Source organism: Rhizobium sp. BK196 (assembly GCF_014193255.1).
Lineage (GTDB): Bacteria > Pseudomonadota > Alphaproteobacteria > Rhizobiales > Rhizobiaceae > Rhizobium.
In genome coordinates this window covers 50,603-67,676 of the sequence record NZ_JACHZB010000011.1, presented here as the reverse complement: position 1 = coordinate 67,676, position 17,074 = coordinate 50,603, and the positions used below count along the sequence as shown (strand labels likewise).

Below are 17,074 nucleotides of genomic sequence, written 5' to 3'. Positions count from 1 at the left end.
TCTCAAATCTGCAGCCGTTATGCAACCTGACTACGAATACTTTCTTCACGGCGCAAATGCACCAGCAAGAGCGAAATCGCTGCTGGTGTCATGCCTTCCACCTTCAAAGCCTGAGCAATGTTGGCAGGCTTCTGCAAGTTGAGTTTATTCTTCAACTCGTTCGAGAGTCCCGAGAGGCTACTGTAGTTGAAGTCCTCCGGAATCAAGCGTGCCTCATCCCGTCGCTGCGTCTCGATGGCTGCTGCCTGGCGATCCATGTAAACAGAATAGATCGCCTCGATCTCCAAGGCCTCAGCGACTTTCTTCGAGAAAGATCTTAGACCTCCCCAAACCTGCTCCAACTGCGAAAACGTATATTCTGGATAGGAAAGGAGTTCATAAGCGGTTCGGCGCTGACCATCCAGGTTGAGGTTAAGTCCCGCTTTACGCGCTTCATTCGGCGTGACGGAAAAAGACTGAAGCAGCGTTCGAGCGCTCTCCAGTTCGTTTTGATATGCCGCAAAACGCGCCTGGCGTTCACTGGACACACACCCAAGTTCGACCGCCTCTGGCGTAAGCCTCGCATCGGCATTGTCTGCGCGAAGCGTCAACCGATATTCCGCGCGAGATGTGAACATACGATACGGTTCCGTGACGCCCCGCATGGTCAGATCATCAATCATAACGCCAATATAGGAGTTCGTGCGACTGAAGATAAAAGGTTTGGAGTCGCCGCTCGACAACGCTGCGTTGAGACCCGCGGCGAGACCTTGGGCGCCGGCTTCCTCATAACCTGTCGTTCCGTTGATTTGCCCAGCCAAGAAAAGACCCGGAAGTTTTTTTACTTCAAGTGCTGCCGTCAACTCCCGCGGATCGACATGATCATATTCAATAGCGTAACCAGGATGCAATATTTCGACGTGTTCAAGGCCGGGTATCGTCCTGATGAACGCGGTTTGAACGTCGGCCGGCAGGGATGTCGAAATCCCATTTGGATATACGGTACTGTCGTCAAGCCCTTCTGGCTCCAAGAAGATCTGATGCCCGTCTCTCTCCCCAAATTTGACGAGCTTGTCTTCGATCGAGGGGCAATATCGCGGACCGACACCTTCGATCTGGCCGGAATACATCGCCGATTTTTGCAAATTATCGACGATGATGCGGTGTGTCGCCTCTGTTGTTCGCGTTACACCGCATTCGACCTGCGGATTCACGATCCGATCTGTCATGAAGGAGAAGGGAACCAACTCCTCATCAGCAGCCTGACGACCAACGGATTTCCAGTCAATCGTTTTTCCGTTCAGACGGGCCGGAGTCCCGGTTTTAAGGCGCCCCAGCTTCAAACCCAATCGAAGGAATGTCGTTGAAAGCCCGATCGAAGGTGGTTCGCCGGTGCGGCCGGCAGGTGTCTTCGCATTTCCTATATGGATAAGTCCGCGAAGGAACGTGCCTGTCGTAATCACCACAGACGGGCTCCCGATGAGTCGTCCGTCTTTCATCATTACGCCAGCGACTCGATTGTTTTTGATATCCAAATCAACCGCGTCTCCTTCGATCACATCAAGGTGGTCGATTGCTTCAATGGCATTCAACATCGCGAGGCGATAGAGCTTGCGATCCGCTTGAGTGCGCGGGCCACGAACCGCTGCACCCTTCTTTCTATTCAGCATACGAAACTGGATACCCGCGGCATCAGCGATACGACCCATAAGTCCATCCATCGCGTCAATTTCGCGAACAAGATGGCCCTTGCCAAGACCGCCAATGGCAGGATTGCAGGACATGACGCCGATCGTGTCGCGCCGATGCGTGATCAAGGCGGTTTTCGCGCCCATTCTCGCAGCCGCCGAGGCCGCTTCCGACCCGGCATGACCGCCTCCTATCACGATAACATCATAACTACTCGCGCTCATGCGCTACTCCACAAAAGGTTTCACGTGAAACCCGCGCCCTGCGTGTTCCACGTGAATCATTTTCCGATACAAAACTCCGAAAAGATGACGCCAAGAAGATCCTCAACGTCGACCCGTCCAGTAATACGCCCCAGATGATCACTGGCAAGCCTAAGCGATTCCGCCCTGATTTCCAGGTTTTGTTCTACCTCATCGATTGCCGCCGATAAAGCGCTCAGGCATCTCAAAAGCGAATCCTTATGCCGCTCCCGCGTCGGAACAGATAAAGACAGCCCCTTAAACTTCTGTTCGATGAAGGAAGAAACAAAATCCCGAAGTTCCGGAAGACCTTCACCCGTCACTGTAGAAATCTGAAGGTCGTATGAAACAACTGAAGGATATAAGTCCCGCTTGGTGCCAACAATAACATGCGAAGGAGCTCGTTCCAAGTCGGCAGGATCTATCGGCGTCGGCGACCCCATATCGGTCAGGAAGAGCACAAGATCAGCATTACTCAATGCCAGTTGCGCTCTCTTGATACCTTCTCGCTCCACGATATCAGCTGTGTCTCGCAAACCCGCGGTGTCATAAAGCTTGACCAGATAACCATTCAGGTTGATGTCGACATGAAGCACGTCACGTGTAGTGCCAGCTATATCGGTAACAATTGCCACGTCCCTCTGCGCAAACCAGTTCATCAAGCTGGATTTACCGGCATTGGGCGCCCCTGCAATAACAACTTTAAAACCATCCCGTACAATCTCCCCCATATCGGCATGGGAAAGATGATCCTCGATCTCTATTCGAAGCTCCGATAGTGACACCCAGATCTGATCGGAGACAGAGCCAGGGACGTCATCCTCGTCCGGGAAATCCAGTTCGGCTTCGAGCAAGGCGCGCGAGCGCGTAATTCGTTCCGCCCACGAATCATATAGGCGAGACAGACCACCCGAGCTTTGCTCCAGCGCCAGACGACGCTGCATTTCCGTCTCGGCCGCAATAAGGTCCGCTAATCCTTCGATTTCGACGAGATCAAGCTTACCGTTTTCAAAGGCGCGGCGGCTGAATTCGCCTTCCGTTGCTAGTCTGGTCCCGGAAAACGTCGCCAATTCTCTCGATAGAGCCGATACAACCGCTTTCGAACCGTGGACCTGGAATTCGGCGGAGTCCTCGCCGGTAAAGGAGGCCGGACCAGGAAAGAAAAGAACTAGCCCGGCATCAATGGGAAAACCGTTCCGAGTCCGAATCGTTCGGTAAGCGGCGGTTCGCGGTGATGGAATCCCACCAATTAACGCCTCCAGGATAAGACAGGTCTGCGGACCACTGACACGAAAAACCGACACACCTGACGGCGGAGTGCCACTCGAAAGCGCAAATATGGTGTCATTCCACGTTTCCATATCGTGTTCGGCCTATCGGTTCGTTTCCGAATCAATCGAAACAGAAAAGGCTGGCGGGTCGTGTAAACGACTCACCAGCCCCAACTTGAGGAATCCGGCTAATAATCAGGTATTCATCGAGTCGAAGAAGTCACCATTATTCTTCGTCTGTTTCAGCTTGTCGATGAGGAATTCAATCGCATCCGTCGTTCCCATCGGGGCGAGGATACGGCGCAGAACGAAGATCTTCTGCAGATCCTGGCGCGGGACGAGCAGGTCCTCCTTACGCGTGCCAGACTTGAGGATATCCATGGCCGGGAAGATACGCTTGTCGGCAACCTTACGATCGAGAACGATTTCAGAGTTGCCGGTACCCTTGAATTCTTCGAAGATGACTTCGTCCATACGGCTACCCGTGTCGATGAGAGCCGTTGCGATGATGGTCAGCGAACCACCCTCTTCAATGTTGCGTGCAGCACCGAAGAAGCGCTTGGGGCGCTGGAGCGCATTGGCGTCGACACCACCGGTCAGAACCTTACCCGATGAAGGAACGACGGTATTGTAGGCGCGACCAAGGCGGGTGATGGAATCGAGCAGGATGACAACGTCCCGACCGTGTTCCACGAGACGCTTGGCCTTTTCGATCACCATTTCGGCGACCTGCACGTGCCGAACCGCCGGCTCGTCGAATGTGGAAGAGATGACTTCGCCGCGGACCGAACGCTGCATATCCGTGACTTCTTCCGGACGTTCATCAATCAGCAGCACGATTAGATAGCATTCCGGATGGTTGGCCGTGATCGAGTGAGCGATATTCTGGAGGAGAACCGTTTTACCTGTGCGTGGTGGAGCAACGATCAGACCGCGCTGACCCTTGCCGAGAGGCGCCACGAGATCGATCACGCGGGGCGAAAGATCCTTCGAAGTTGGAACATCCAGTTCCATCTTGAAACGCTCGTTCGGATAGAGCGGCGTCAGGTTGTCGAAGTGAACCTTATGACGGATCTTTTCGGGATCGTCGAAATTGATTGTGTTGACCTTGAGAAGCGCGAAATAGCGTTCGCCTTCCTTCGGACCGCGGATCGGACCCTCGACCGTATCGCCGGTCTTCAGAGAGAAGCGGCGGATCTGGGAGGGAGAGATGTAGATATCGTCCGGGCCGGGCAGATAGTTGGCATTTGCGGAGCGCAGAAACCCGAAACCATCCTGCAGGACTTCAACGACGCCTTCGCCGATGATTTCGATATCCTGGCTGGCAAGAACCTTGAGGATTGCAAACATGAGCTCCTGCTTTCGCATCGTGCTCGCATTCTCGACCTCGAGCGATTCGGCAAAAGCCAGAAGATCCGTTGGGGATTTACTCTTAAGTTCCTGAAGCTTCATTTCAGCCATGAAGTGACCAATACTCGTTATTTTATAAGGGGAAAGGCGATGTTGGGTCGTATTCGGTACTGCGAAAGGGGCTCGCAGGCGACTGAACTCTACACACATGCCACGAAGATGAGATGGCCGGAAAATAGCGAGTCAGAACCCGGCCCGCAAGGGGGCTGCTTAAAATGTCTGAAATTTAACCTCGGCAACTCCTGGGTCTCAAAAAGGTTTCACTACCACCAGGATGACGATGAGGATCATCAGTGCCGTTGGCGCCTCGTTCATGAAGCGCCAGTAACGCGCCGAGCGACGGTTTTCATCCCGTTCAAACGCCCGCACAGCTCTGCTGAAGAAGACATGGACGATGGTCAGCAGAACAACCAACCCGATCTTCGCATGTAGCCAGCCTCCCTGAAAATCATAGACTGACCAGGCGAGATAAAGACCAAGGATCCAGGTCAGCATCATCGCCGGGTTCATGATGATCTTGAGCAGCCGGCGCTCCATCACCTTGAAGGTCTCGGATTGAACCGAACCAGGTTCCGCATCCGTGTGGTAGATGAAAAGGCGGGGCATGTAGAAAAGCCCGGCCATCCACGAGATCACGGCGATGATATGGAGGGCCTTGATCCAGAGATAGAGATTATCAGGGTTCCAGACGAAAAGCCCGACAGCCAGAAGAGCGAAGAAGGCGAGCGCAAAATGCGCACGCCGGCGGGCATAGGCACCCGGTTTTTGATCCGTCTGTTTTTCCATCACGCAGCCCCCGTGCCACGCACGCGTTCCACGAGAAGGCGCACATTCTCCGGATCCGCTTGCGGCGTGATGCCATGACCGAGATTGAAGATCAGCGGTCCGTTTCCGAGCGCCTGAAGAACGTCATCGATACCTTCCTCCAGCGAGTGACCGCCGGCCACGACACGCATCGGATCGAGATTGCCCTGCACTGGTCCGTCCTTCTGCAACTCGGCCGCAAAGGCGAGTGGTACGGACCAGTCGAGCCCGATGGCATCTGCTCCGGTCTTCTGCCGGTAAGTCTTAAGCATGTAGCCTGCACCTTTGGCAAAGGCGATGATCCGCGCCTGTGGTCGCCGCGCTCTGATCGACGCGATCATCCGCGCCACGGGACGGATTGCGAAAGCTTCAAATTCCTTCTCGCCGAGAACACCCGCCCAGGAATCGAAGATCTGCACCGCATCAGCGCCCGCATCGATTTGTGCCACCAGATAGTCGGCGGAGACATCCGCAAGCAGCATCAGCAGGTGTTCGAAGGCGCGCGGATGCTTGTAGGCGAAGAGGCGAGCAGGCGCCTGATCCGGCGTGCCGTGACCGGCAATCATATAGGTCGCTACCGTCCAGGGCGCGCCGCAGAAACCAAGGAGGGTTGTCTCGGAGGGCAACTCATTCCTCAGACGCTTCACCGTCTCAAGGACTGGCTGCAGGTAATCGACAACGTTTTCTCCATTCAGAACCGCGATGCCCGTCTCGTCGATCGGATCCATTTCAGGACCATGCCCCTCGGTAAAGCGCACATTGCGCTTCATCGCATCAGGGACGACCAGGATGTCGGAAAACAGGATAGCTGCGTCAAAGCCATAGCGACGTATCGGTTGAAGTGTGACCTCGACGGCATGATCAGGTGAATAACAGAGATCGAGGAAACTTCCCGCTTTGGCGCGTGTTTCCCTGTACTCAGGCAGATAGCGCCCTGCCTGTCTCATGAGCCAGAGGGGAGGGGGCGTAAGGGTCTCGCCATCAAGAACCCGCATGATTTTCCGGCGCGTTTCACTCAAGCGCTTCTTCCCTATAAAAATCCAAAGATATTTTAAAAGGTTTCTATTTCTTAGAGTCGGTGTCTATCAAGGATTAAAATCCATCCACTGCCGGCGCGATTTGTCACGCACGTGGGGTTGATGTGAATCGAAATTCGTATATTTGCGTTTAAAGCAATAGAAAATTCGAATACCGCAGGAATTCCAGAAGGTTCCAGGAATTCATCTCATCACCTATCCTGTGGACAAGCTGTGCATCGCTTCGAGAAGCATGATCACTATCCCCATACTCCACAAGCGCCTCTGAGACGGCCTCCGAGAATTCCGGATGTGGATAAGGAGGCATGTTTTCCCTTGCCTCGATCCCGGCCACGCCATTAGCTCTTCCCTGTCCAGTCTTTTCAACAGGCAGCGGAAAATAGCGTGGAGAACAGAACGAACTTCTTCCATCTGCATCTGATTTCTGACTCGACCGGAGAGACTCTGATCTCCGCCGGCCGAGCCGCCTCGGCTCAGTTCAAGTCTTCTCAGCCGATCGAACATGTCTATCCGCTGATCCGGAACCGCAAGCAGCTGATGCCTGTGCTTCAGGCGATCGATAACGAACCTGGCATTGTTCTCTACACGATCGTTGATCCGGAGCTTGCCAGCATCATTGATGAACGCTGCGCGGAAATGGGCGTTGCCTCGGTCAATGTTCTGGAGCCTGTCATCGGCGCGTTCCAGATCTATCTCGGCGCTCCCTCCAGAAGGCGGGTCGGCGCTCAGCACGTGATGAATGCCGGCTATTTCGCGCGCATCGAAGCGCTGAATTTCACCATGGACCATGACGACGGTCAGATGCCGGAGGATTACAATGAAGCCGATGTTGTCATCGTCGGCATCAGCCGCACGTCGAAGACACCGACCAGCATCTATCTCGCAAACCGTGGCATCAAGACTGCGAATATCCCGATCGTTTATGGTGTGCCTTTGCCTGATGCATTGGCGACGGCGACGAAACCGCTGATCGTCTGCCTCATCGCCACCACGGATCGGATTTCTCAGGTGCGCGAAAATCGTCTGCTCGGATCGACGCAAGGTTTCGACCGGGAGCACTATACCGACCGCGCAGCAATCTCGGAGGAGCTGAAATATGCGCGATCTCTTTGCGCTCGCCACAACTGGCCAATGATCGACGTCACCCGGCGCTCGATCGAGGAAACGGCAGCGGCTATCGTTGCCCTGCGTCCGAAGCTGCGTTAAGCGCTGAACGATCGAATCGCTCCCGAGGACCTGGAATGACACCAAAGCTCGTGCTCGCATCATTAAGCCCATTCCGGCGGATGCTGATGGAAAATGCAGGTCTGGCCTTCGAAGCGCATGCCGCTCATGTCGATGAACGGGCGATCGAGGCACCTCTGGAAAAATCGGGCGCCACGCCGGATGAGGTGGCGCTTGTTCTTGCCGAAGCGAAGGCGGATGAGGTCAGCCAGCGCTTTAAAGGGGCGCTCGTCATCGGCTCGGACCAGACGATGTCGCTCGCCGCTCGGGTCTTTCACAAACCGAAGGATATGGCGGACGCTGCCAGTCATCTGAGCATGCTCGGCGGCAGAACACATCGGTTGAACAGCGCGGTTGCGATTGTCAGAGATGGCGAAGTCTTGTGGCGGCATGTAGCGCACGCGGAACTGACGATGCGTCCGCTGACCGATGATTTTATCGCGCGCCATTTAAAGCGCGTGGGACCAAAGGCTCTGGCAAGCGTCGGTGCCTATCAGCTTGAAGGTGAGGGAATTCAACTGTTCGAGAAGATCGATGGAGATTATTTCACGATCCTCGGTCTGCCGATGTTGCCTCTTCTCGCAAAACTCCGGGAGCTGGATGCGATCGATGGATGATTCACGTGAAACACATGGGCCGAAAACGTTTGTCACTGGCTTTCCCGTCAAACACTCGCGCTCACCATTGATCCACGGCTACTGGCTGAAGACGCTCGATCTGCCTGGCAGCTACCAAGCGTACGAGGTCGCCCCCGAAAGTTTTGCAGATTTCATCGTCTCGTTAAGGAACGGTAGTGCCGGTTTCGTTGGCGGCAATGTCACGCTTCCGCATAAGGAGATGGCGTTCAAGCTGGCCGACCAACCGGACGAGCTTTCAGAAGAACTCGGCGCATCGAATACGCTATGGCTGGAGGATGGAAAACTTCTTGCGACCAACACCGACGGCCGCGGCTTTACCGCCAATCTCGATGAACGCCACCCCGGATGGGACCGGCATGACCGGGTCGTCGTCTTCGGCGCCGGCGGCGCGAGTCGCGCTGTCATCCAGGCGGCCCGCGACCGCGGCTTCAAAGAAATCCACGTCGTCAACCGTACAGTCGAGCGGGCGCAGGAACTGGCCGACCGCTTCGGCCCAAAGGTCCACGCACATCCGACCGCAGCACTCGCCGAAGTAATGACCGGAGCAGGGCTGTTCATCAACACCACCTCTCTCGGCATGGACGGGGAGGCGGCACCCGCAATCGATTTCTCCCCGATGCGTTCCGACGCGGTCGTTACCGATATCGTCTACGTGCCCTTGAAAACACCGATCCTCGCCCAGGCAGAAAAACAGGCATTTGCGATCGTCGATGGCCTCGGTATGCTTTTGCATCAGGCGGTACCTGGATTTGAAAAGTGGTTCGGCAGGCGGCCTGTCGTCGATGAAACACTGCGTGCCCTCATCATCGCGGACATGGAAAAACACTGATGCTGAAGATCGGCCTTACCGGCTCCATCGGAATGGGCAAGTCGACGGCGGCGAAGCTCTTTGCTGAAGCCGGTGTCGCGGTCAACGATTCGGATGCTGTCGTGCATGATCTCTATGCAGGCGAGGCGGCACCTCTGGTCGATGCGGCTTTCCCCGGGACGATGAAAAACGGTGTTGTCGACCGTCAGGAACTTGGGCGGCAACTCGCTCGAGATCCAGCCGGCTTCAAGCGGCTGGAAAAGATTGTTCATCCCCTGGTGCGCAAGCGGGAGAATGAATTCTTGGCACGGCAGAAAAAGGCAGGGACAGACATGGTGGTGCTCGACATCCCTCTGCTTTTTGAAACCGGCGCCGATCAAAGAGTGGATGTCGTTGTCGTTGTCAGCGCCGATCCACAGATTCAACGGGAGAGGGTGCTTGCGCGCCCGAACATGACGGAAGAAAAATTCAATATGATTCTCTCCCGCCAGATGTCGGATGAGGAGAAACGCCGTCGGGCCGACTACATCGTGGATAGCAGCCACGCCATAGAGGCGACGAGAGAACAAGTGGCAGATATCGTCGCCGACTTGAAGAAGCGGATAACGAAGGAATAATCCCGAATGCGTGAAATCATTTTCGATACGGAAACCACCGGCCTCGACAACCGCATGGACCGCATCATCGAAATCGGCGGCATCGAACTCTTCAATCATTTTCCGACAGGAAGGACGCTTCACCTTTTCGTCAATCCGGGTGATCAGAAGGTTCACCCAGACGCGCTCGCCGTCCATGGCATCACTGACGAATTTCTGAAGGACAAGCCGCCTTTCGCTGAGGTCGTCGAGCAGATCCTGGAATTCTTCGGCGATGGCAAGTGGATCGCCCATAACGCCACTTTCGATATGGGCTTTGTGAACGCCGAGCTTGCCAGGCTCGGCCTGCCGCCGATCCTGCCGGATCGCGTCGTCGACACGCTCTCGCTTGCCCGCCGCAAGCATCCAATGGGGCCGAACTCGCTCGACGCTCTCTGCCGCCGCTACGGCATCGACAACTCGCACCGCACCAAACACGGCGCTCTCCTCGACTCCGAACTCCTTGCTGAAGTCTATATCGAGATGATTGGCGGCCGGCAGGCTGCATTGGGGCTCGGCGTCGCAGGATCTGCGCGCCAGAGCAAGGACAATGCCGACGTGGAAGAAGTCGTGGTCGCTGCCATCATGGAGAGGCCGCGGCCGCTGGCGCCGCGATTGAGCGAAGCGGAAGCCGAGGCTCATGCGGCCCTGATCGCCAAACTCGGTCAAAAGGCCGTCTGGTCGAAATATGGTCAGCTCAACTAAAAATAAAAACGCCCGGGTGTCACCCGGGCATTTGATTTCGAGTGCCTGTAAAGATCGGCTTAGTTCGGAACGGCCTGAACCTTGGAGCGGGCCTGTTCTTCGGCAACGCGTTGTGCAAACATCTGTGCGAAATCGATCGGGTCGATCATCAGCGGCGGGAAGCCGCCATTGCGCGTGACGTCGGCAACGATCTGGCGGGCAAACGGGAAGAGCATGCGCGGGCACTCGATGAAGAGAACCGGCAGCATGTGCTCCTGGGGGAAGCCGGCAACGCGGAAGACGCCGCCGTAGACGAGCTCGGTATGGAAGACCGTCTTGTCGCCTTCCTTGGCTTCAGCGATCAGCGAAAGCACGACATCGAAATCCGTTTCGGACAGCGGATTGGCATTGACGTTCACATTGATGTTGATCGCCGGTGCCTTGTCGCGGGCCTGAAGGGAGCGGGGTGCGCCCGGGTTTTCGAAGGAAAGATCCTTTACGTACTGGGCAAGGATCGAAAGGGTCGGGCTCGCTGCGCCGTTGCTGTTGTTGTCGTCTGCCATGGGCTTTTCCTCGAGGGGCATTGGATGGTGCCGCCATCTAACATTTCGGGGAGGGGCTTACAACCCTGGGCCTCTGGGCAGTTAGCGTGCCTCGGCCTAGTCGCCGAGCCTTTTGCGGGACCAGGGTGACTTTCCGTTCGGTTGCCGATGATAGTCCTCTTCATCAAGATCGACCACCTTTGAATCGCCTGGCTTGCCCGACCGGCTCTGAAAATCCGGATGCGAGGATGAGGAAAAGCCCCTACTGCCGAGATCGACCACAACGAAACGCTTTGCAATCGACCGCCAAAACAGGTTTCGAACCTGCGGAATAAGAAGCAGGATCGCCAGTATATCCGAGAGAAAGCCCGGGATGATGAGGAGCAGCGCGGCGATTACGGTCATCGCCGGATTGAGCAATTCCCGTCCGGGCATGGTACCGTTGCGCCCTTCGGCCGACATGCGACGCAGGATGCTGATACCTTGCCGGCGCAAGAGGAACGAGCCGAGGACAAAGCCCAGCACGACAAGCGCCAGCGTCGCAGCAAGTCCGACTGCGCGGCCGACAATCACGAAACCCGCGATTTCGGCAAGCGGCAGAAGCAGCGCAAAAACCGGGAGCATGGAAAAACGCATCTCTTTCTCCCGGGTGCCCCGGGCTCCTCTTGGCACTGGCCAAGATACCAGCCATGATTTGAATCATTCGTATAGCCGGACTATATGGGGTTAGAAATCAGGGATGTTAACAGCGAACGGCGGGATATGAGTTCAAACGACTTCATCACTTTATTTTTTCTGGTGGCGGCGGTGCTGATTTTCTTTCAGCTTCGGTCCGTTCTTGGACGCCGCACCGGAAATGAGAAGCCGCCGCGTGATCTCTATACGCCACGGGACGCCGCGCAGAACGATACGGCCGATGTCGGCAAGGTCGTAACCCTGCCGCGGCGCGATGTGAACGGGGAAGAGGAAGACCGCTTCTCTGCCATCGATGCTTTCGCACCAGCCGGCACGCCGCTGAACGAATCGCTGCGCGCGCTCAGCAGAGCCGATGCCTCCTTCGACCCGAAGGAATTCTTGAATGGCGCCCGCATGGCCTACGAGATGATCGTCATGGCCTTTGCTGATGGCGACCGCAAAACGCTGAAGAATCTTCTATCCCGGGAGGTCTATGACGGCTTTGATGCGGCGATCAGCGATCGCGAAAACAAGGGCGAGAAGATGAAGTCCACCTTCGTGGGCATTGACAAGGCTGAGATCACGCATGCCGAGACCAAGGGCAGCGAGGCGCAAATCACTGTGCGCATCATCAGCCAGCTGATCTCAGCGACCTACGACAAGAGCGACGTGCTGATCGATGGCGACGCCGAAAATGTCGCCGAGGTCAACGATCTCTGGACCTTCGCTCGCGATACGCGCTCGCGCGACCCCAACTGGAAACTCGTCGCGACCGAATCGGAACATGAGTGACGCAGTAGGCTTCGCCCTTCAGGCAGTCAGTTTCGACGCATTGGAAGGCTGGAGGGATGACGATCCCTCCAGCCTTTTTGAAGTCATGGCTACCTGTCGCAGCCATATTTCCGAAACCAAACCCTATCGTATGGGGTCGCTGGGGCTGAGTTCAGCTGACCTACTTCCATTGCTGAAGGAAGCAGAGGCGTTTCGTCCGTCTTCAGCGGAGGAAGCACGCGCCTTTTTTGAGAAGTACTGTCAGCCATTTCGGATTGTCCGGGCCGACGACGCTAGCGGTTTCGTCACCGCCTTTTACGAACCCGAAATCGAAGTTTCCGACAGACGGGACGCGACCTATCGGTTTCCGATCTACCGGCGACCGGAGGATCTTGTCGACCTCGACGATCAAAATCGTCCAGGCAATCTCGATAGTTCCTACGCATTCGGGCGTGTGCGGGACGGGCTGATCGATGCCTATCCGGATCGCCGCGACATCGATCAGGGCTATCTGGAAGGCCGTGGTCTTGAGATCGCTTGGGTAAATTCGAAGGTCGATCTTTTCTTTGTCCATGTGCAGGGCGCTGCCCGGCTGCGCTATCCGGATGGCAGACTTGGCCGCATCACCTACGCCGCAAAAGCTGGTCATCCATTTTCGGCTATTGGCAAGCTGCTGATCGACCGCGGCGAGATCGATCGCGCAAAAATTTCGATGCAGGCGATCCGTGCATGGCTTGCCGCTCATCCGGACCAGGTCGATGAAGTCCTATGGCATAACCGGTCCTATATTTTCTTTCGTGAAGTACCGGTCGACGATGCAAATTCAGGGCCGATCGCCGCTGCAAAAGTGCCGCTGCTCGCGGGACGATCGCTCGCCGTCGACCGCCTGATCCACACGTTCGGTTTTCCATTTTTCATCCGTTCCGAAACCCTGACACACCTTGATGCCGGTAAGCCGTTTCAACGACTGATGCTGGCGCTGGACACCGGTTCGGCAATTGTCGGTCCGGCGCGCGGAGATATTTTCACTGGTTCGGGCTATGATGCAGGAGAGTTGGCGGGAACGGTACGCAACGATGCCGATTTTGTAATTCTCATCCCCAATGCCGCTGCAGCGAGGTTCCTCTGATGGCGAAGGACCGCAAGCTCAGCGCAGACGAGAGAATCCTCTGGGGCAAGGTCGCCCGCAGTACCCGGCCTATGCCCGGCAAGACGGATGAACTGACGGCCCTTGATGCCTTCCTGGCGGAGGCTGAAGCGGCCGCCGAACAAGAAAAGGCGGAGAAGCAGAAGACGGCCACACCGGTTCCGCAGCAAGCAGTAGCCCAGATCCCCGCAAAACAGTCTTCGGGCGTCCACCATCCGCTGGAGCGGCCGGTCCAGCGCAAGATCGCCAAAGGCAAGCTGGCGCTGGAAGCACGGATCGATCTTCATGGCATGGTCCAGAGTGAGGCCCATTCCTTCCTGCTCGATTTCCTGATCCGTGCGCATGAACGCGGCATGCGGCATGTCCTCGTCATTACCGGCAAGGGCAGCTCCATGGGCAGCGAGGGCGCGTTGAAGCGCGCGGTGCCGCTCTGGTTTTCCAAACCGGAGTTCCGTTTTCTGATTTCGTCCTACGAACCTGCGGCCCAGCATCACGGTGGGGCTGGTGCCCTCTATATCCGCCTGTCGCGGCGTGCCGGGGAAAACTCATGACGCCGTTTGCTGAAGCAGTCCGCAAGCTGCGCGCCCGCAAGGGCGTGACGCAAAAACAGATGGCGGCGGCGCTCAATGTCTCACCCGCCTATCTCTCGGCACTCGAGCATGGAAAGCGCGGCATGCCGAGCTTCGATCTGCTGCAGCGCATCGCCGGCTACTTCAACATCATCTGGGATGAGGCCGAGGAACTCTTCCTCGTTGCCGGCTCTTCCGATCCGCGTGTTGTCGTCGATACTTCGGGGCTGCCGCCCGAATACACCGATTTTGCCAATCGGCTGGCCAAGCGAATCCGCAGCCTTGACAGCGCCGATATCGCCCGGTTATCGGCGCTTCTTGAAAATGGCGGCAAAGTGGACGGAAAAGCGTCATAATCCCCTGATTTATGCCTTGTTTTAGGACCTTGCCATTGGGAACTCGCTGCAAAAAACCTATATTCAACATTGAAAAAGCCGGTGATTCGCAAGGCGCGCCGTTGCTGACGACAACAGGGAAAATCTCGACAGAATGACCGATGCACCCGCGACGGAAAACGGCGTAAACACCGAATATGGCGCAGACTCCATCAAGGTCCTGAAAGGCCTCGATGCCGTGCGCAAACGCCCCGGCATGTATATCGGCGACACTGACGACGGCTCGGGCCTCCACCACATGGTCTATGAGGTCGTCGATAACGCGATTGATGAAGCGCTGGCCGGCCACGCCGACATTGTCACCGTCTCGCTCAATCCGGATGGCTCTGTGACCGTGACGGATAACGGCCGCGGCATTCCGACCGATATTCACAGCGGCGAAGGCGTTTCGGCAGCTGAAGTCATCATGACCCAGCTCCATGCCGGCGGTAAGTTCGACCAGAATTCCTACAAGGTTTCGGGCGGTTTGCATGGCGTGGGCGTTTCGGTCGTCAATGCACTTTCCGTCTGGCTGAAATTGAAGATCCGTCGCCAGGGCAAGATCCACGAGATGAGCTTCACCCATGGTGTCGCGGATGCCCCTCTGAAGGTAACAGGCGAGGCCGGCAACGAGACCGGCACGGAAGTGAGCTTTATGCCGAGCTCAGGAACCTTCACGATGACGGAGTTCGACTACGGCACGCTCGAGCACCGCCTGCGCGAACTCGCCTTCCTCAACTCAGGGGTCCGCATTCTGCTGACGGACAAACGTCACTCCGATATCAAGCAGGAAGAGATGGTCTATGACGGCGGCCTTGAAGCCTTCGTTTCCTATCTCGACCGCGCCAAGAAGCCGCTCGTTGAAAAGCCCGTGGCGATCCGCGGCGAAAAAGATGGCATTACCGTTGAAGTGGCCATGTGGTGGAACGACAGCTACCACGAAAATGTGCTCTGCTTCACCAACAACATCCCCCAGCGCGACGGCGGCACGCATATGGCAGGCTTCCGTGCCGCGCTGACGCGCCAGATCACCTCCTATGCCGACACATCCGGCATCACCAAAAAGGAAAAGGTGACGCTGACGGGCGACGACTGCCGCGAAGGCCTCACGGCGGTTCTTTCGGTCAAGGTGCCGGATCCGAAATTCTCTTCGCAGACCAAGGACAAACTCGTTTCCTCGGAAGTGCGCCCGGTCGTCGAAAGCCTGGTCAACGAAGCGCTCAGCACTTGGCTCGAGGAACATCCCGGCGAAGCCAAGGTTCTCGTCGGCAAGGTCGTCGAAGCCGCTGCCGCCCGTGAAGCTGCGCGCAAAGCGCGCGAGCTGACGCGCCGTAAGGGTGCGCTGGATATTGCCTCACTGCCGGGCAAGCTGGCCGACTGCTCCGAACGCGATCCAGCCAAGTCTGAAGTCTTTCTCGTCGAGGGTGACTCGGCAGGCGGTTCGGCAAAGCAGGGACGCTCGCGTGAAAATCAGGCAATCCTGCCGCTGCGCGGCAAGATCCTGAATGTCGAGCGTGCCCGCTTCGATAAGATGCTGTCGAGCCAGGAAATTGGCACACTCATTACCGCGCTTGGCACCGGCATCGGCAAGGATGAGTTCAATGCCGAGAAACTGCGCTATCACAAGATCATCATCATGACGGATGCCGACGTCGATGGCGCCCACATCCGCACACTGCTGCTTACCTTTTTCTTCCGCCAGATGCCGGAACTGATCGAGCGTGGCCATCTCTACATCGCCCAGCCGCCGCTCTATAAGGTTTCGCGCGGCAAGTCGGTGCAATACGTCAAGAATGAAAAAGCGCTGGAAGATTATCTGATCGGTCAGGGGCTGGAAGATGCGGCGCTGAAGCTCGCCAGCGGCGAAGTTCGCGTCGGGCAGGATCTGAATGAAGTCATTCATGATGCCCTGCGTCTGCGCGCGCTGCTCGATAATCTGCATTCGCGCTACAATCGTGCCGTCGTCGAACAGGCGGCGATCGCCGGTGCCCTCAATGCCGAACTCGTCAGCAATGCGGACCGTGCTCTGGAATTGGCGGGCGAAGTCGCCAAGCGGCTCGACCTTATCGCTGAGGAAACTGAACGCGGCTGGGAAGGTAACCTCACCAGCGAGGGCGGCATTCGTTTGGAACGCATGGTTCGCGGCGTCAAGGAAGTCATCGTGCTCGACATGGCATTGATCGGCTCCCAGGATGCCCGTCTTATCGATCAGTTGACGCCACGCATGAAGGAAATTTATCAAACGCCACCGGCACTGAGCCGACGTGATGGCGATGTCGAAATTTCCGGCCCGCGCGCTCTTCTTGATGCGATTTTCGCCAGCGGCCGCAAGGGACTAACGATGCAGCGCTACAAGGGTCTCGGCGAAATGAATGCCGAGCAGCTCTGGGAAACGACGCTCGATCCGAACGTTCGCTCGCTGCTGCAGGTCAAGGTCAGCGATGCGACCGATGCCGATGGTCTCTTTGCCCGCCTCATGGGCGATGAAGTCGAACCGCGCCGCGAATTCATCCAGGACAATGCGCTGAGCGTCGCCAACCTCGATATCTGACCGAACCGGTCACCAAAAAGCCCT

17 protein-coding genes are annotated in these 17,074 nt (G+C 56.7%); 10 read left to right on the top strand and 7 right to left on the bottom strand.

All coding sequences use genetic code 11. The features are described from left to right. Positions 1 to 17: 17 nt before the first annotated feature. The 5 genes from mnmG to hemE form a co-directional block, all read right to left on the bottom strand. Positions 18 to 1,892 carry a tRNA uridine-5-carboxymethylaminomethyl(34) synthesis enzyme MnmG gene (mnmG, locus tag FHT78_RS27505; protein WP_183749719.1) on the bottom strand — a complete coding sequence of 625 codons (1,875 nt, stop codon included), beginning with the start codon at positions 1,890 to 1,892 and terminating at the stop codon, positions 18 to 20. A 56-nt stretch (positions 1,893 to 1,948) separates the two neighbouring features. Beyond that, positions 1,949 to 3,271 carry a tRNA uridine-5-carboxymethylaminomethyl(34) synthesis GTPase MnmE gene (gene mnmE / locus FHT78_RS27500; protein WP_183749718.1) on the bottom strand — a complete coding sequence of 441 codons (1,323 nt, stop codon included), beginning with the start codon at positions 3,269 to 3,271 and terminating at the stop codon, positions 1,949 to 1,951. Positions 3,272 to 3,376: 105 nt separating this feature from the next. Beyond that, positions 3,377 to 4,642 carry a transcription termination factor Rho gene (gene rho, locus FHT78_RS27495; protein WP_029868909.1) on the bottom strand — a complete coding sequence of 422 codons (1,266 nt, stop codon included), beginning with the start codon at positions 4,640 to 4,642 and terminating at the stop codon, positions 3,377 to 3,379. Positions 4,643 to 4,840: 198 nt separating this feature from the next. Then, positions 4,841 to 5,377 carry a protoporphyrinogen oxidase HemJ gene (hemJ, locus tag FHT78_RS27490; RefSeq protein ID WP_113322176.1) on the bottom strand — a complete coding sequence of 179 codons (537 nt, stop codon included), beginning with the start codon at positions 5,375 to 5,377 and terminating at the stop codon, positions 4,841 to 4,843. After that, a complete protein-coding gene (hemE, locus tag FHT78_RS27485) occupies positions 5,377 to 6,414 on the bottom strand; it encodes a uroporphyrinogen decarboxylase (protein ID WP_183749717.1) in 1,038 nt (345 codons plus the stop codon). Before hemE ends, hemJ begins: the two co-directional genes overlap by 1 nt. Positions 6,415 to 6,816: 402 nt before the next feature. On the opposite strand from hemE, the gene FHT78_RS27480 reads away from it, so the two are divergent. The 5 genes from FHT78_RS27480 to dnaQ are packed head-to-tail and all read left to right on the top strand — an operon-like array spanning position 6,817 to position 10,442. Next, on the top strand, positions 6,817 to 7,638 hold the full coding sequence (locus FHT78_RS27480) for a pyruvate, water dikinase regulatory protein (protein WP_183749716.1): 822 nt from the start codon (positions 6,817 to 6,819) through the stop codon (positions 7,636 to 7,638). Positions 7,639 to 7,673: 35 nt separating this feature from the next. Beyond that, the gene (locus FHT78_RS27475) at positions 7,674 to 8,273 is read left to right on the top strand and encodes a Maf-like protein (protein WP_183749715.1); all 600 of its coding nucleotides are present in this window, start codon (positions 7,674 to 7,676) and stop codon (positions 8,271 to 8,273) included. Then, on the top strand, positions 8,266 to 9,123 hold the full coding sequence (locus tag FHT78_RS27470) for a shikimate dehydrogenase (RefSeq protein ID WP_183749714.1): 858 nt from the start codon (positions 8,266 to 8,268) through the stop codon (positions 9,121 to 9,123). Before FHT78_RS27475 ends, FHT78_RS27470 begins: the two co-directional genes overlap by 8 nt. Beyond that, the gene (gene coaE, locus FHT78_RS27465) at positions 9,123 to 9,719 is read left to right on the top strand and encodes a dephospho-CoA kinase (RefSeq protein ID WP_183749713.1); all 597 of its coding nucleotides are present in this window, start codon (positions 9,123 to 9,125) and stop codon (positions 9,717 to 9,719) included. The genes FHT78_RS27470 and coaE overlap by 1 nt, the downstream gene beginning before the upstream one ends. 6 nt (positions 9,720 to 9,725) lie before the next feature. After that, entirely contained in the window at positions 9,726 to 10,442 is a 717-nt protein-coding gene (gene dnaQ / locus FHT78_RS27460; protein WP_183749712.1) for a DNA polymerase III subunit epsilon, read from the top strand. Positions 10,443 to 10,501: 59 nt separating this feature from the next. On the opposite strand, the gene secB is transcribed toward dnaQ, so the two are convergent. Both secB and FHT78_RS27450 read right to left on the bottom strand, forming a co-directional pair. After that, the gene (secB, locus tag FHT78_RS27455; RefSeq protein WP_183749711.1) at positions 10,502 to 10,984 is read right to left on the bottom strand and encodes a protein-export chaperone SecB; all 483 of its coding nucleotides are present in this window, start codon (positions 10,982 to 10,984) and stop codon (positions 10,502 to 10,504) included. A gap of 96 nt (positions 10,985 to 11,080) precedes the next feature. Beyond that, on the bottom strand, positions 11,081 to 11,599 hold the full coding sequence (locus FHT78_RS27450) for an FxsA family protein (protein WP_183749710.1): 519 nt from the start codon (positions 11,597 to 11,599) through the stop codon (positions 11,081 to 11,083). Positions 11,600 to 11,725: 126 nt separating this feature from the next. Here FHT78_RS27450 and FHT78_RS27445 point away from each other — a divergent pair, with 126 nt between their 5' ends. The 5 genes from FHT78_RS27445 to gyrB all read left to right on the top strand — a co-directional run bounded on the left by FHT78_RS27445 (position 11,726) and on the right by gyrB (position 17,050). Then, positions 11,726 to 12,430: a Tim44/TimA family putative adaptor protein gene (locus FHT78_RS27445; protein WP_183749709.1), complete on the top strand. Its 705-nt coding sequence runs from the start codon at positions 11,726 to 11,728 to the stop codon at positions 12,428 to 12,430. After that, complete coding sequence (locus FHT78_RS27440) at positions 12,423 to 13,538, top strand: murein transglycosylase A (protein ID WP_183749864.1); 1,116 nt, start codon at positions 12,423 to 12,425, stop codon at positions 13,536 to 13,538. Before FHT78_RS27445 ends, FHT78_RS27440 begins: the two co-directional genes overlap by 8 nt. Further along, entirely contained in the window at positions 13,538 to 14,107 is a 570-nt protein-coding gene (locus tag FHT78_RS27435; protein WP_183749708.1) for a Smr/MutS family protein, read from the top strand. Before FHT78_RS27440 ends, FHT78_RS27435 begins: the two co-directional genes overlap by 1 nt. Further along, positions 14,104 to 14,481, top strand: coding sequence for a helix-turn-helix domain-containing protein (locus FHT78_RS27430; protein ID WP_183749707.1), 378 nt, complete (start codon positions 14,104 to 14,106; stop codon positions 14,479 to 14,481). Before FHT78_RS27435 ends, FHT78_RS27430 begins: the two co-directional genes overlap by 4 nt. A 133-nt stretch (positions 14,482 to 14,614) precedes the next feature. After that, on the top strand, positions 14,615 to 17,050 hold the full coding sequence (gyrB, locus tag FHT78_RS27425) for a DNA topoisomerase (ATP-hydrolyzing) subunit B (RefSeq protein ID WP_183749706.1): 2,436 nt from the start codon (positions 14,615 to 14,617) through the stop codon (positions 17,048 to 17,050). Positions 17,051 to 17,074: the final 24 nt, after the last annotated feature.